The following is a 14,005-nucleotide window of genomic DNA, read 5'->3' as shown; positions in this document are numbered from 1 at the left end:
GAAGCCTTCAAACAATTTCAAACTGGCGAAGCCCTCAAACAGGCGAAGCCTTTAAACAATTTCAAACAGGCGAGCCCCTCAAACAGACGAAGTCTCTCAAACAAAATTGATTATGCCTACTGTTACGTATTTTGAAGATTTAGAAATATGGAAAATTTCAAGGATTTTGTGTAGTGAAATTTACCGTATATCAAGTAGAGAATCATTTGAAAAGGATTATAGATTTAAGAATCAGATGAGAGCAGCTGCGGGTTCAGTAATGGATAACATAGCTGAGGGATTTGAACGGCAAGGCAATTCGGAGTTTAAGCAATTTTTGTATATTGCCAAAGGTTCAGCAGGAGAGGTTAGGTCTCAATTGTACAGAGCGTTTGATAACAGCTATATAAGTGAGGAGGAATTTAATGATTTAAGGCAGAAATATCAAAGTTTGAGTATCAAAATTAAAAATTTCATAACATATTTGCAGAATTCAGCAGTGAAAGGAAGTAAACATATGTAAAAAATGTTTGATATGGTTTGAAATAGTTTGAGGTTGTTTGAAATAGTTTGAAGCGGTTCAAACACGAAGTCTCAAACGGCGAAGCTTTCAAACAATTTCAAACTGGCGAAAGCCTCAAACAGACGAAGTCCCTCAAACAATTTCAAACTGGCGAAGCCCTCAAACGAGCGAAGCTCTTCAAAAAACTAAAAATATGACCGAAGGAAATTTTACCGATTACGTAAAAGTATATGTTACCTCAGGCAACGGGGGTAAAGGTTCGATGCACTTGCATCGCGAGAAATTCGTTGCCAAAGGCGGACCCGACGGCGGCGACGGCGGGCGGGGCGGACACGTCATCGTTCGGGGTAACAAAAACCTTTGGACGCTCATTCACTTCAAGTTCCAAAAACATTTCAGAGCCGGACACGGCGAAGGCGGCGGAGCCAACCGAAGCACCGGAGCCGACGGAGCCGACGTGTACCTCGAAGTGCCACTCGGAACGCTCGTCAAAAACGCCGAAACTGACGAAACCCTCTTTGAAATCACCGAAGACGGACAAGAAATCATCGCGTTGCGTGGCGGGAAGGGCGGTTTGGGTAACTGGCATTTCCGTTCAGCAACCAACCAAACGCCCCGTTATGCACAACCAGGAATCCCCGGCGAGGAAATGGAGCTGCTGCTGGAACTCAAAGTCCTTGCCGATGTGGGGCTGGTGGGCTTCCCAAATGCCGGAAAATCCACGCTTTTGTCGGTCATCACTTCGGCAAAACCCAAAATTGGCGATTATCCGTTTACGACCCTTAAACCGAATTTAGGGATTGTGGAATATCGTGATTTTCAGTCGTTTGTAATGGCTGATATTCCCGGAATTATCGAAGGAGCTGCCGAAGGAAAAGGCTTGGGGCATTATTTCTTACGACATATCGAACGCAATTCAACGCTTTTGTTCCTCATTCCTGCCGACAGCAAAGACATCGTGGAAGAATACCATATCTTGCTGAACGAACTAAAAAAATACAACCCGGAATTACTTGATAAAGAACGGCTTATAGCTATCTCAAAATCTGATATGCTTGATGAGGAACTCACCGCCGAAATCGAAAAGGAAATCAAACCCGCACTGGGCAATATTCCGTTTTTGTTCATTTCGTCCGTTGCCGGAAAAGGCATTCACCAATTAAAAGATACACTTTGGCAGATGATTAATCGCTAATTATCAGTCTTTTTGAAAAAACCGATAAGCAAAAAAGTCCATCCTAGCATCAAAAGTAAACCTCCAACGGGTGTGATAAGGGCAAATTTACCGATTTCGATTCCCGTAATTGCTTTTGTAGCAAGTAGATAGATAGAGCCTGAGAAGAATAAAACGCCCGTTGTAACCGCGTAAAAACTCCATTTTCGTAAAGTGTCGGGGATTTTATCCGTTAAGGCTAAAAAAAGCAAAAATAAAGCGTGATACATCTGATAACGCACACCCACCTCAAAACTGACAAGTGCTTCGGGTGAGAGGTGTTTTTTGAGTAAATGTGCCCCGAAAGCTCCTAAAATGATCGACGTTAGTCCCAAAAAAAGTGCAACAATGGTTATTTTTCGTTTCATTTCTTATTAAGTATTTTTATTTTGTTAATATTCAGTGAGATAAGGTTACACAAACAGAATTTCGTCATCGGTTAAAAGCGCTTCGCCCCGAAAACGAAGAAAAACCTGCACCACGGTAACGGTGTCTTTCTCGCAATAGGTAACGATGCGGTCGATGTCTTTTTGATTGTAAAACACGTCGCGCACCTGGCTTCCGTCGATGTCGTCTTTGGGAGAGGGAATGCCCAGAACGTGGGTAAGTAATTTCAACGACGTAAAATGCTTGTAATCGCCAAATTTCCACATTTCGAGCGTGTCCAAATGCGGAATTTCCCAAGGTTTTTTTCCAAACAGCTGTAATTTAACCGGAACAGCTATGTTGTTGATAATCATTCGTCTTGTGATATACGGAAAATCAAACTCCTTGCCGTTATGGGCGCATAGCAATTTATGGGGGCGTGAAAAATGCCGTTCCACCAATTGGGCAAAATCATTAAGGATTTGCGGTTCTTCGCCAAAAAACGAAGTAACCCGAAAGGTGCGTTGTTCATTGCGAAGTGAAAAATAACCGACTGATATACAGACAATTTTTCCAAATTCAGCCCAAATCCCGGCACGCTGGTAAAATTCTTCGCCCGTGAAATCGTCTTTACGCTGGTATTTTGTTTTGTCTTCCCATAAATCTTTTTCATTTTCAGATAGTTGGCTATAACTTTCAAAAAGCGGAACTGTTTCAATATCCAAAAACAAAATATCTTCCAAATTGATTTTACGAAGCATTTTCTAGCATTTTATAGGTTTCATCAATGTACTGATAAATGTCATCGGTAAAAGGCTGATACACACCATCGGGATTTTCAGTGCCTTTTAAATGTCCGAGTCTGACAATCATAATGTTGTCATCAGGCTGAACGATAACGTATTGCCCCAAATGCCCGCGCATCATAAAAAACTTTTTGTCGTGATGGGTTAAAAGCCACATTCCGTAGCCGTATTCGGGGCTTTCAACAAAACGCGGTGTAATTGATTGGGCAACAAAAACGGAATCTAAAATTTGGGAACCGTTCCATTTGCCGTAATTGCGGTAAAGTTTTCCTAAACGGGCAAAATCGCGCGCGTTGGAGGCGATGCAGCAGTATGCCTTTTCCATTGCGTTTGTTTGGCTGTCCACTTGCCAAAGCGCATCGCTTTCTGCGCCCAGCGGTTTCCAAAGGCTTTCAGATAGGTAGTTTGAAAGGGTTTTGCCGGTGGCTTTTTCAATGACCATTGCCAAAAGTTGGGTATTTCCGCTTTGGTAAATATATTGCTTTCCGGGTTCATCGGTGATGGTAACTTGCTGCATCACAGTGCGTAAGTCGGTGTCGAAATAGGCTTGTGTGGTAACTGAAAACGGATTGTAATACGATTCGTCCCAATCCGAACCCGATGCCATTGATGCCAAATCGCCCACCGTGAGCCGTGCCGCTTTCCCTTGTGAAAAACCTGACAGAAAATCACTTACAGGTTGGTTTAACCCTTTGATGTAGCCGTCAAAAATCGCTTTGCCGAGCAGGGCGCTGACATAGGTTTTTGCCATTGAAAACGAATTGCTTTTTGAGTTTTCGGTATATCTGTCGAAGTAGCGTTCGTGCCAAATGCTGTCATTTTTAAAAATAAGAAACGCCACCGATTGGTATTTTTGGTGCAGCTTTTCCAGCTCTTTTGTGGGCGCTGTTTGATTGTAATTTTTGTGTAATGCCCAAGGTTGCGGTTGGGAGCTTTTGTGAATTATGTTGTTGTCAAAGCATTCATAATCAGATAAAAATGCAGTTTTGTGTCCCGAACCGTAAATGATATAAACGGCTTTGAAAATGTAACCGTAACCGCTGAGGTACATTCCCACTATGAGAAGCAACAGAAAGAGAACCAGTCCGATAGCTATTTTTTTTACGTATTTCATAATCATTTGTTTTAGTGATGTTTATTTTATAGCAAAAATACACATAATATTTTCAATTTGCTTTAAACATAAAAGTTATTTCAAAATCATTTCGTTATACGGAATAATCGTTCGGAAGTTTTTGCTTGAAAAATAGTGATTTACGTAAGCGCTTTCGCCAATGGCGATCACAAAATCACCGCCCCAAGCACCCAAACTTTTTATGGTTCCTTCAAAACGCGGAAATTCCAAACTCTTAACGGTAGGAATGTCAAGAAAATTGGCTAAAATTTCCTCGTGCCGCTCCAATAAAGAACAAAATTCTTTTTCGGAAGGGAAACGAAGCAGTTCTTCCGTGATTTCAGTAAGTTGCGAGCAAAGGTTGGTTTTTCCTTTTTTAATCGATTTATAAAGAGCGATGCCTTCTTTGCTGTTTTGCTTTTGGTTTAGGTGTACAAAAAAAAGTTTGTCGCTAAAAGAAGGTTGAAAATGAATGGGATATGTTTTGGGTTCACCTTCTTTTAACCGATATAAAACGGCTGATTGGGCTGTGGCACAAGCGATGTCATAACCGCTTCCGCCAAAACTTTTGAAAAGCAACTCAAACGGATTCACTTCTGCCCACATCGCAATGTTATTAATTAATGTAGATGATGAACCCAGCCCCCAATTGCGTTCAAAATCCAAATGCGTTTCTACACAAACGTTTTTTAAACTTTCTGAAAAAGAAGGGTTTAACTTTGTGGCTGTGTTCAAAATTTTCAATAAGGTTTGCGCCACAGTTGCAAGTTCTCCGGTTTCATTTTTCAAATCGTGACTTTCAAACCACAGCGTGCCGTGCAGGTCATAACTTCGCCATAAGAAACCGTCATTGTGCGGGCTAACGCTTAGTGTTTGTCCTTTTTGCGTGGGGAGGGCAAGACTCAACGTTCCGTCTAAAACGGCGTATTCGCCTGTTAGTAAGAGTTTTCCGTTGCTTCGGTATGTTTTCATAATGGATTGGGCTAAACCTAAAAATGAGTTTGTTGGGCTGAATTGGGTTTTAGTGTATTCCTTGCAAAATTTTTACGCAAAAATATAAAAAATAAATTATCTTTGCCCTTTCAAACCCATAAAAATCATTGATTCATATAAAATCAATGGCAATGACATTATGAAAGATAATTTAATAAAAGTAGGAATTTCAGTAGGTGATATTAACGGCGTAGGCTTGGAAATTATTTTAAAATCCTTTGAAAATCAGCAGATTTTAGAGCTGTGTACGCCTATTATATTCGCTTCAAACAAAACGGTTTCTTTTCAGCGTAAACATTTTGACATCAACGTTAATTTTCAAGGAATTGACCAGATTGAAAATGCTATTTCAGGGAAAATCAATGTGTTAAACTGCTGGAAAGAGTCGCCCATCATCGCTTTTGGGCAAGTAACCGACGAAGCCGGAAAATACGCTTTTCTTTCGCTGAAAAGTGCGGTTGAGGCGTTGAAAGAAAACCAAATTGATGTGTTGGTAACTGCACCGATTAATAAAAATAACATTCAGTCTGAGGAGTTTAACTTTCCGGGGCATACCGATTATTTAGCAAAAGAATTGGAAGGACAAAGCCTTATGTTTATGGTAAGCGATGAGCTGAAAGTGGGACTTTTAACCGACCATGTTCCGTTGAAGGATGTGGCGTCGTTTATAACACAAGAGCTTATTGCTGAGAAAGTTAGGTTGATGAATGAATCGCTTCGGAAAGATTTCCGTTTGCAGCGTCCCAAAATAGCCGTTTTGGGGTTAAATCCGCATTGTGGCGACAAAGGCGTGATTGGCACGGAAGACGATACAGTTATTCGTCCGGCACTTGAAAAGATTCATACTCAGGAAAATATCTTAGTTTTTGGTCCGTTTTCGGCAGATAGTTTTTTCGCTACGCAAAATTACCGAAATTACGATGCGGTCATTGCCCCATATCACGACCAAGGGTTGATACCGTTTAAAACCATAATTTTCGGAAATGGAGTGAATTACACCGCCGGACTCAGTAAAGTACGCACCTCGCCCGACCACGGAACGGCATACGAAATTGCCGGAAAAGGCATTGCCGACCCCGAGTCGTTCCGTCAAGCGATTTACACGGCGATTGATGTTTTCCGAAACCGAGCTGAATTTCAGGCTCTTACCGAAGATTCATTAAAGACAGGCGATTTGGAGGCGGAAAAATAAGTGGTTTTTTTCATAACATAAATTGATTTTTAAATCATAAAAATATGAATAACAATAGTTTAAAATTTAAAACAAATATCAATTGTGCGGGTTGCATCAAAGCCGTAACACCACACCTAAACCAAGCTGAAGGCATCGCTCGCTGGGAGGTAAACACTGAGAGTGAGCATAAAATATTAACCGTACAAACAACCGGAATTACACAAGAACAAGTTATTGACATTATCAAAAAAGCCGGTTTTTCCATTGAAAAGCTAAATGATTAAGCCGTTTTTGGTTTGTAAAAAATGCTTTTTCGGGGTGTTTGTTGCTCAATTTTACTTAAAATATACGTTAAATTTAACGCGATGAAAGTCTTAAATTTTTCCAAAAAACCCAATATTTTAGTGATGTAAGTAATAATCTTTTGTTAAAATGGGGGTTAGTGCTTGCATATTGAAAATTATTCGTACCTTTGCAACGCAATGAGGGTGGTAGCTCATTGTAAAACTTCAAATAATAGTTTTCATAATTTAAAGTTTTGGTTGGTTAATGGAAAAGTCCGATGTATATCGGGCTTTTTTTATTTGTATTTCATTAAAAATCTTACCTTTGCACTTTTCATTCGTGTTTGGCACAATGCTTGCAACGGGAGATTGAAAACAAAAAACATTCAAAAACACATTCACAAAAACAAAAATGATATGAAACGAAGTGTACTAATGCCATTTTTATTGCTGATTTCTGTTTTGAAATTGCAGGCTCAAAATCTGGATTTGCCTTTCAAAGGAGGTGAATGGCTGAAATTCAAAGTAAAATACGGGATTTTCAACGCCAGTGAAGCCACTTTGTCGCTTAAAGAAGTGAACTACAACGGAGAAAAAGTGTTTCACGCCGTGGGTAAAGGCTCAACAACGGGTTTGGCTCGCGTTTTTTTTAGGGTTGATGACACTTATGAAAGCTATTTCGATATGCAAGAAGGCAAGCCCCGTCATTTTATCCGTGATATTTATGAAGGAGGCTACACCAAGCACCTGAAAATGTACTTCAATCACGATGCGAAAAAAACCAAAGTAGATAATATTGAAACGGGTGAATCAACTGAAATTCAAGTTCCTGTCGGGATTCACGATGTGATTTCAGGATTTTATTCTTTGCGCCATCGTCCTGAAATTGAAAATATCCAAAGCGGACAAGAAATTGCAATGGATATGATTTTTGACGATGATGAAATTTTTAAATTTAAGCTGAAATATTTAGGGAAAGAAAAAATTAAAACCAAATTCGGAATCGTAAGCACGTTAAAATTCAGACCGTTGGTGCAAGACGGGCGCGTTTTTAAAGAGCAAGAAAGCCTCACAATTTGGATTACCGACGATAAAAATAAAATTCCGGTGAGGGTAAAGGCAAGCCTACGTGTGGGGTCGTTAGTAGCTGATTTAGATGGATTTAACGGGTTGAAACATCCAACCGAATTAAAAAAGTGAAAACCTAAACGGTTAAAAAAAACACAAAATACTTGATAAATTCGTTTTTTATTCCGATTTTTGGCAATTATTTTCTGTTCAGCAGAAAATTTATTCACAAAAAATCCTTAAACCAAAACACACAAAAGAAATGGTATTGAAAAAAATAATGAAAAAAACACTGCTTCTGCCGCTAACGGCAACCCTGATTTGGAGTTGCGACAACGTTTCCCAACAAGCCAAAGAAGCAGAAAAAAAGGAACCATCGGTTGTTGAAGAAAAAAAGAAAGAGCCCGTTTTTGAATTCGGTTTCAACTTAGATGAATATGATATTGTGAAAGACACCGTAAAGTCGGGTGATACGTTTGGTAAAATATTGTCGTCTAATAATTTGGGGGTTTCTGAAATTCACGAAATTTCGGATAAAACCAAAGGTGTTTTTGACCCGCGAACCATCAGAGCAGGTAAGGCGTACGCATTACTTTTTGATAAGAAAAACCCTGATAAGCCTCATTGCTTTGTGTATCAGCCTTCTATAACGGAATATGTGGTTGTAAAAATGTCTGATTCTATCTATGCGTACAACGAAAAAAGAAAAATCACTGTTGTAGAGCGTGAAAGAGCCGGATTTATCAAAAACAACCTGATTGAATCGGCTTTGGATGCCGGAATGACCTACAATGTGGCGTTTAATCTTTCGCAAATTTTTGATTATACGATTGACTTTTTTCACCTGCAAGAAGGCGATAACTTCAAGATTATTTACGAAGAACGTTATGTTGATGACACTATTTATGCCGGAGTTGCTAATGTGAAAGCCGCTTATTTTCAGCATAAAGGAACACCTTATTACGCATTTAATTACGTAACGGATTCCGTTTCGGGCAAAAAAGGATTTTATGATGAAAAAGGAAATATGATGAAGCGGATGTTTTTGAAAGCGCCTCTTGACATTTTCCGAATAACTTCGCGCTTCGGGATGCGTTTTCATCCTGTTTTGCATCGTATGAAAAACCATTTCGGTACGGATTATGCCGCTCCGCACGGAACGCCTATCCGAGCCACAGCCGCCGGAACAATCATTGAAGCAGGATACAATGGCGGAAATGGTAACTACGTGAAAATCAAACATAACGCTACGTACACAACCCAATACTTGCATATGTCGAAAATCTTAGTGAAGAAAGGGCAACACGTTCCGCAAGGGCATATAATAGGCAAGGTGGGAAGTACCGGACTGGCAACAGGACCACACGTTTGTTACCGCTTCTGGAAAAACGGCAAACAGGTGGACCCGTTAAAAGAAAAAATGCCTGATTCCGTGCCGATTGACGAAAAACTAAAAGCCAAATACCTGCAAGACATCGCTTCGTTAAAGCAACAATTAGATGTATTGCAACCTACTCCTATTGAGGAAGATAACTCCGAAGAAGCCTTGGGAATTCAGGAGCAAACGATTTCGAAAATATAAATATTCAGAAATGAATAACTTGTCAAAAAATATAAAACTTTGTTGAAACTGATTGTTTTAACAAAGTTTTTTCTGTACAGACAAGCCAAAAATTGATAACTAATTTTTTTCAAGATATGTTAAAAAATATAAATCCCACACAAACAAACACTTGGAAATTGCTCCAAGAACATTTTAGTCAAATAAAAGATGTGCATACCAAAACACGATTTGAAAAAGATGCACAGCGAGCCGAGAAATTTTCCGTAAAGTGGGAAGATTTTTTGGTGGATTATTCCAAAAACCGAATTGACGAAAAAACGATGGAATTGTTACTTCAATTGGCTGATGAATGTCAGTTGAAAGATGCCATCGAAAAATATTTCACCGGCGACCTTATCAACGCCACCGAAGGGCGTGCCGTGCTTCACACCGCCTTGCGTGCCGATGAAAACCAAACCGTTTTGGTAGAAGGGAAAAATGTACTTCCTGAAATTAAGCAAGTTAAGCAAAAAATCAAACAATTTTCTGAAGAAATTATTTCCGGAAAACGCAGAGGATTCACCGGAAAACCATTCACCGATGTGGTAAATATCGGGATTGGCGGTTCGGATTTAGGACCGGCGATGGTTTGCGAGGCACTGAAATTCTACAAAAATCACCTGAATATTCATTTTGTGAGCAATGTGGACGGCGACCACGTGATGGAAAGCATCAAACATTTGAACCCCGAAACAACGCTTTTTGTCATCGTTTCAAAAACCTTTACCACCCAAGAAACGCTTTCTAACGCATTGACAATCAAGGAATGGTTTTTGAAATCGGCAACCGAAAAAGATATTGCTAAGCATTTTGTGGCGGTTTCGACCAACCTTAAAAAAATTGACGAATTTGGCATCGATGCCGAAAATGTTTTCCCGATGTGGGACTGGGTTGGAGGGCGTTTTTCTCTGTGGAGTGCCGTGGGGCTTTCTATTGCACTATCAGTAGGTTACGATAATTTCGATAAACTTCTGAAAGGAGCAAATGCGATGGATAAGCACTTCCGAACCACGGAATTTAAAAACAACATTCCGGTAATTATCGCTTTGTTGAGCGTTTGGTATAATAATTTTTACGGAGCTGAAAGTCAAGCGATTATTCCGTATACACAATATTTACATAGCCTTTCGGCATATCTGCAACAAGGCATTATGGAAAGTAACGGAAAACAAACCGACCGCGACGGAAATCCGGTGAAATACCAAACCGGAACCATCATTTGGGGCGAACCGGGAACCAATTCGCAACACGCTTTCTTTCAACTAATTCACCAAGGAACGAAACTTATCCCAACGGATTTTATTGGCTACAAACATTCGCTCTACGGAAACACTGACCATCATAACAAGCTGATGGCGAACTTCTTTGCACAAACTGAAGCCCTTTTGAAAGGAAAAACCGAAGCTGAAGTACGTGCCGAAATGGGGGCGAACGTCAATGAAAAACTCGTTCCGTTTAAGGTTTTTGAAGGAAATCGACCTACAACCACGTTTTTGATTGACAAACTCACTCCCGAAAGTTTGGGCAAGCTCATCGCGATGTACGAACATAAAATTTTCGTGGAAGGCATCATTTGGGATATTTTCAGTTACGACCAATGGGGTGTTGAGTTAGGTAAGCAATTGGCTAACAATATATTAAAAGACATTGAAGGCGATGCTATTTCACAACACGACGCTTCAACTACGGCACTTTTGAAAGCCTTTAAAAATTCTTAAAATTTAGAAAATAAATGTAAGGGCAGAAAAATTGCTGCCCTTACACAATTTTAGCAACCGATGAATTTCACCGCCATTTTACAAACGCTTGAAGCACATAAAAACGAAGCCAAATCATTGGCAATGAGTGCTTATATGAAAAATAATTTTCCGTTTTTAGGAATTCAGTCGCCTTTACGACGCGAGTTGGTCAAGCCTTTTTTGGTGGCAATGAAAAAAGAAAATTCGGTGGATTGGCATTTCATTGAGCAATGTTGGGCGTGTGCGTATCGCGAAATGCAGTACGTGGCGTTGGATTATCTGGCTTCAAAAAAGCGGTTTTTAACGCCCGCTGACGTTCCCCGACTCAAACAACTTGCCGAAGAAAAATCGTGGTGGGATTCCATTGACTGCCTCGACCGCATCATCGGAAGCATCGCTTTGCGTTTTCCGGAAGTAAATGAAATTCTGTTGCAATGGAGCGCAAGCCCCAACAAGTGGTTACGCCGCATTGCCATTGACCATCAGCTGCTTCGTAAAAATCTGACAAACACTGATTTATTGGAGAAAATTCTGCTGAATAACCTTTCACAAACCGAATTTTTTATCAATAAAGCCATCGGGTGGGCGTTGCGTGATTACAGTAAAACCAATCCGCAGTGGGTGCGTGCATTCATCGAAACGAACGAATCAAAAATGGCTTCGCTGAGCATTAAAGAAGCCTCCAAATATCTTACGTAAAAATTCATTAAACACTGATTTTCAGCATTTATGATACATTTAAAATCGTCAGAAGAAATTGAATTAATGAAAGAATCTGCCCAAGTGGTTTCACGAACGCTGGGCATTCTTGCCAAAGAAATTAAACCCGGAGTAACGACCTTACAATTGGACAAAATTGCGGAGGAATATATCCGCAGTCAGGGAGCGATACCCGGTTTTTTAGGATTGTATAATTTTCCTAATACACTGTGTGTCAGTCCGAATGCTCAGGTGGTTCACGGCATTCCAAATGACAAACCGTTGCAGGAAGGCGACATTATTTCCATTGATTGTGGGGCGTTGAAAAACGGGTTTTACGGCGATCACGCTTACACCTTTGAGGTGGGTGAAGTTTCTGCCGAAGTGAAAAAATTATTGCAAGTAACCAAAGAATCGCTTTATGTGGGCATTCGCGAGTTTAAAGCCGGAAATCGGGTAGGGGACGTGGGTTATGCTATTCAACATTATTGTGAAAATCACAGCTATGGTGTTGTGCGTGAGTTGGTTGGTCACGGATTGGGGCGTAAAATGCACGAAGACCCCGAAATGCCCAATTACGGACGAAAAGGTAACGGAAAACGCTTTAAAGAAGGAATGACCGTAGCCATTGAGCCGATGATAAATTTAGGAACGCATCGCGTTAAACAACTCAAAGACGGCTGGACGATACTTACCGCCGACGGGAAACCTTCCGCTCATTTTGAACACAATGTGGCTATCGTAAACGGAAAACCCAAATTGCTTTCAACTTTTCAGTACATTTACGACGTTCTGGGTATTAAAACAGACGAAGAAAAGGAGTTTCAATAGTGTTTTTTGTGCAAAAAATGAGTTTTTTTGATTATTTCTTTTCAAAAATAGAAAAAATAACATACAAAAATGAAAAGACAATGTTATAATTTGATTTTATAATGTATGAAAAATGATTTTATATGTATAAATTTTAAATTATGACGTTGTTATTTTAATTTTATAGATGCAAAAACGTTTTTTGTATCTGTATTTTTTCTTTTTATAGATAAAAAATCTTTTTGGAACTAAAAAATAACTAAAATCATATTGATTTAAGCAAAAATGTCAGATTCTGCAAAAAAAACAATAGGTACAACGCATTTAATCATTCGTTTGGACAATTTAGAACATAATGTGCGATTTTTACGAAGTAAATTAAACGAAAAAACACAATTTATGGCGGTTGTCAAGGCGTTTTCTTACGGAAATAATCATTGTGAAATCGCGAAACACCTTGAAAAAAAGAATTTAGCCGATTATTTCGCCGTTGCTTACCTTTGTGAAGGCATCGAACTGAGAAAATCAGGAATTACCAAGCCGATTTTGGTTTTACATCCTCAAATTTCGGATTTTGAAGCGATTATTCAGCATAAATTAGAACCAACGCTCTATTCAAAACGAATTTTGAAGCATTTTATCGCATTTGCGGAAGAAAATCATCTTGAAAATTATCCGATTCACATCAAATGCAATTCCGGAATGAATCGATTGGGATTTTTATTTGGCGAAATTGACGAAGTTTGCCGATTTTTGTCCGACAAAACGTGTGTGCAAATAAAAACGGCGTATTCGCATTTATTCGCTTCGGAAGACAAAAATGCACGTTTGTTTATGGAGGAACAAATTCGAATTTTTGTTGATTTTCAGAATGTTATTAAAAAATATTTTACGTATCGCATTTTGTTTCACAATTGCAACACTTCGGGTATTTTAAATTATCCGCAGGCACATTTTGATATGGTTCGTAGCGGCATCGGAATGTATGGTTTTGCCAATGATGCTGATTTACAGAAAAATATGCGTCCGATAACGATTTTGAAAAGTTTGATATCGCAAATTCACGAAATTCCTGCGGGTGGATTTGTGGGCTATAATTTTGGATTTCAAACCGAAAAACCAACTCGAACCGCCACCATTTCAGTGGGGCACGCCGACGGGCTAAACCGAATTTACGGCAAAGGCGTTGGTTTTGTGTTTATAAACGGAAAAAAAGCGCCGATTGTGGGTAACGTTTGTATGGATATGCTGATGGTTGATGTCTCTGAAATTGATTGTAAAGAGGGCGATGAGGTGGTTGTTTTTGATGAAAATCACACTGCCGAAATGCTTGCCGAAACGGCACAAACCATTTCGTATGAGTTGATTACGTCACTTTCCCGCAGAATAAAACGCATTTATGTGGAGTGAAAAATTAAATTTTTTAATGAAATTGTTTGCTAAAATTAAAAAATGTTGTACATTTGCACCCAGAAATCGCGGGATAGAGCAGTAGGTAGCTCGTCGGGCTCATAACCCGAAGGTCACAGGTTCGAGTCCTGTTCCCGCTACTTTTTAAGCGTAATAAATTGTAGGTCAATTTGTTACGCTTTGTTTTTTTAAATTGCTGGGACAAAATTGGGACAATTATTGGG

At 39.6% G+C, this 14,005-nt stretch carries 14 protein-coding genes and 1 tRNA gene; 11 read left to right on the top strand and 4 right to left on the bottom strand.

The window, feature by feature from the left end; all coding sequences use genetic code 11:
* Positions 1 to 112: 112 nt before the first annotated feature.
* Positions 113 to 502 (top strand): four helix bundle protein, encoded by a 390-nt coding sequence (locus Q4D72_RS11255; protein ID WP_303077957.1) that lies wholly within the window; start codon positions 113 to 115, stop codon positions 500 to 502.
* Between the two features lie 193 nt (positions 503 to 695).
* Entirely contained in the window at positions 696 to 1,697 is a 1,002-nt protein-coding gene (gene obgE / locus Q4D72_RS11250) for a GTPase ObgE (protein WP_303077956.1), read from the top strand.
* On the opposite strand, the gene Q4D72_RS11245 is transcribed toward obgE, so the two are convergent.
* The 4 genes from Q4D72_RS11245 to Q4D72_RS11230 form a co-directional block, all read right to left on the bottom strand.
* Positions 1,694 to 2,083, bottom strand: a complete 390-nt coding sequence (locus Q4D72_RS11245; RefSeq protein WP_303077955.1) for a DUF423 domain-containing protein — start codon at positions 2,081 to 2,083, stop codon at positions 1,694 to 1,696. The genes obgE and Q4D72_RS11245 overlap by 4 nt on opposite strands.
* A gap of 45 nt (positions 2,084 to 2,128) precedes the next feature.
* Positions 2,129 to 2,842 carry a 3'-5' exonuclease gene (locus Q4D72_RS11240; RefSeq protein WP_303077954.1) on the bottom strand — a complete coding sequence of 238 codons (714 nt, stop codon included), beginning with the start codon at positions 2,840 to 2,842 and terminating at the stop codon, positions 2,129 to 2,131.
* Positions 2,832 to 4,001 carry a serine hydrolase gene (locus Q4D72_RS11235; protein ID WP_303077952.1) on the bottom strand — a complete coding sequence of 390 codons (1,170 nt, stop codon included), beginning with the start codon at positions 3,999 to 4,001 and terminating at the stop codon, positions 2,832 to 2,834. The genes Q4D72_RS11240 and Q4D72_RS11235 overlap by 11 nt, the downstream gene beginning before the upstream one ends.
* 75 nt (positions 4,002 to 4,076) lie before the next feature.
* Positions 4,077 to 4,973 (bottom strand): GYDIA family GHMP kinase, encoded by an 897-nt coding sequence (locus tag Q4D72_RS11230; RefSeq protein ID WP_303077951.1) that lies wholly within the window; start codon positions 4,971 to 4,973, stop codon positions 4,077 to 4,079.
* A 160-nt stretch (positions 4,974 to 5,133) separates the two neighbouring features.
* Here Q4D72_RS11230 and pdxA point away from each other — a divergent pair, with 160 nt between their 5' ends.
* The 9 genes from pdxA (at position 5,134) to Q4D72_RS11185 (ending at position 13,921) form a co-directional block, all read left to right on the top strand.
* Entirely contained in the window at positions 5,134 to 6,186 is a 1,053-nt protein-coding gene (gene pdxA / locus Q4D72_RS11225) for a 4-hydroxythreonine-4-phosphate dehydrogenase PdxA (RefSeq protein WP_303077950.1), read from the top strand.
* Between the two features lie 44 nt (positions 6,187 to 6,230).
* A complete protein-coding gene (locus Q4D72_RS11220; protein ID WP_303077949.1) occupies positions 6,231 to 6,452 on the top strand; it encodes a heavy-metal-associated domain-containing protein in 222 nt (73 codons plus the stop codon).
* Between the two features lie 417 nt (positions 6,453 to 6,869).
* Positions 6,870 to 7,652 (top strand): DUF3108 domain-containing protein, encoded by a 783-nt coding sequence (locus Q4D72_RS11215; RefSeq protein WP_303077948.1) that lies wholly within the window; start codon positions 6,870 to 6,872, stop codon positions 7,650 to 7,652.
* A 148-nt stretch (positions 7,653 to 7,800) separates the two neighbouring features.
* Complete coding sequence (locus Q4D72_RS11210; protein WP_303077947.1) at positions 7,801 to 9,102, top strand: peptidoglycan DD-metalloendopeptidase family protein; 1,302 nt, start codon at positions 7,801 to 7,803, stop codon at positions 9,100 to 9,102.
* A 116-nt stretch (positions 9,103 to 9,218) separates the two neighbouring features.
* Entirely contained in the window at positions 9,219 to 10,841 is a 1,623-nt protein-coding gene (gene pgi / locus Q4D72_RS11205; RefSeq protein ID WP_303077945.1) for a glucose-6-phosphate isomerase, read from the top strand.
* 60 nt (positions 10,842 to 10,901) lie between these two features.
* Positions 10,902 to 11,561 carry a DNA alkylation repair protein gene (locus tag Q4D72_RS11200; RefSeq protein WP_303077944.1) on the top strand — a complete coding sequence of 220 codons (660 nt, stop codon included), beginning with the start codon at positions 10,902 to 10,904 and terminating at the stop codon, positions 11,559 to 11,561.
* A gap of 30 nt (positions 11,562 to 11,591) precedes the next feature.
* Positions 11,592 to 12,392, top strand: a complete 801-nt coding sequence (gene map / locus Q4D72_RS11195; RefSeq protein ID WP_303077943.1) for a type I methionyl aminopeptidase — start codon at positions 11,592 to 11,594, stop codon at positions 12,390 to 12,392.
* A gap of 264 nt (positions 12,393 to 12,656) precedes the next feature.
* Positions 12,657 to 13,781 (top strand): alanine racemase, encoded by a 1,125-nt coding sequence (gene alr, locus Q4D72_RS11190; RefSeq protein WP_303077942.1) that lies wholly within the window; start codon positions 12,657 to 12,659, stop codon positions 13,779 to 13,781.
* A 67-nt stretch (positions 13,782 to 13,848) separates the two neighbouring features.
* A tRNA-Met gene (locus Q4D72_RS11185) sits at positions 13,849 to 13,921 on the top strand.
* Positions 13,922 to 14,005 lie beyond the last annotated feature (84 nt).

Origin of the sequence: Capnocytophaga sp., assembly GCF_030532915.1 — a bacterium.
Classification (GTDB): domain Bacteria; phylum Bacteroidota; class Bacteroidia; order Flavobacteriales; family Flavobacteriaceae; genus Capnocytophaga.
The sequence above is the reverse complement of the archived record's forward strand: the minus strand, read 5'-3'. Positions and strand labels throughout refer to the sequence as shown.

Excerpts from the sequence above, each read along its gene's own strand:
- Q4D72_RS11255 (WP_303077957.1), top strand. The coding sequence starts at position 113 with ATGCCTACTGTTACGTATTTTGAAGATTTAGAAATATGGAAAATTTCA.
- obgE (WP_303077956.1), top strand. The coding sequence starts at position 696 with ATGACCGAAGGAAATTTTACCGATTACGTAAAAGTATATGTTACCTCA.
- Q4D72_RS11245 (WP_303077955.1), bottom strand. The coding sequence starts at position 2,083 with ATGAAACGAAAAATAACCATTGTTGCACTTTTTTTGGGACTAACGTCG.
- Q4D72_RS11240 (WP_303077954.1), bottom strand. The coding sequence starts at position 2,842 with ATGCTTCGTAAAATCAATTTGGAAGATATTTTGTTTTTGGATATTGAA.
- Q4D72_RS11235 (WP_303077952.1), bottom strand. The coding sequence starts at position 4,001 with ATGAAATACGTAAAAAAAATAGCTATCGGACTGGTTCTCTTTCTGTTG.
- Q4D72_RS11230 (WP_303077951.1), bottom strand. The coding sequence starts at position 4,973 with ATGAAAACATACCGAAGCAACGGAAAACTCTTACTAACAGGCGAATAC.
- pdxA (WP_303077950.1), top strand. The coding sequence starts at position 5,134 with ATGAAAGATAATTTAATAAAAGTAGGAATTTCAGTAGGTGATATTAAC.
- Q4D72_RS11220 (WP_303077949.1), top strand. The coding sequence starts at position 6,231 with ATGAATAACAATAGTTTAAAATTTAAAACAAATATCAATTGTGCGGGT.
- Q4D72_RS11215 (WP_303077948.1), top strand. The coding sequence starts at position 6,870 with ATGAAACGAAGTGTACTAATGCCATTTTTATTGCTGATTTCTGTTTTG.
- Q4D72_RS11210 (WP_303077947.1), top strand. The coding sequence starts at position 7,801 with ATGAAAAAAACACTGCTTCTGCCGCTAACGGCAACCCTGATTTGGAGT.
- pgi (WP_303077945.1), top strand. The coding sequence starts at position 9,219 with ATGTTAAAAAATATAAATCCCACACAAACAAACACTTGGAAATTGCTC.
- Q4D72_RS11200 (WP_303077944.1), top strand. The coding sequence starts at position 10,902 with ATGAATTTCACCGCCATTTTACAAACGCTTGAAGCACATAAAAACGAA.
- map (WP_303077943.1), top strand. The coding sequence starts at position 11,592 with ATGATACATTTAAAATCGTCAGAAGAAATTGAATTAATGAAAGAATCT.
- alr (WP_303077942.1), top strand. The coding sequence starts at position 12,657 with ATGTCAGATTCTGCAAAAAAAACAATAGGTACAACGCATTTAATCATT.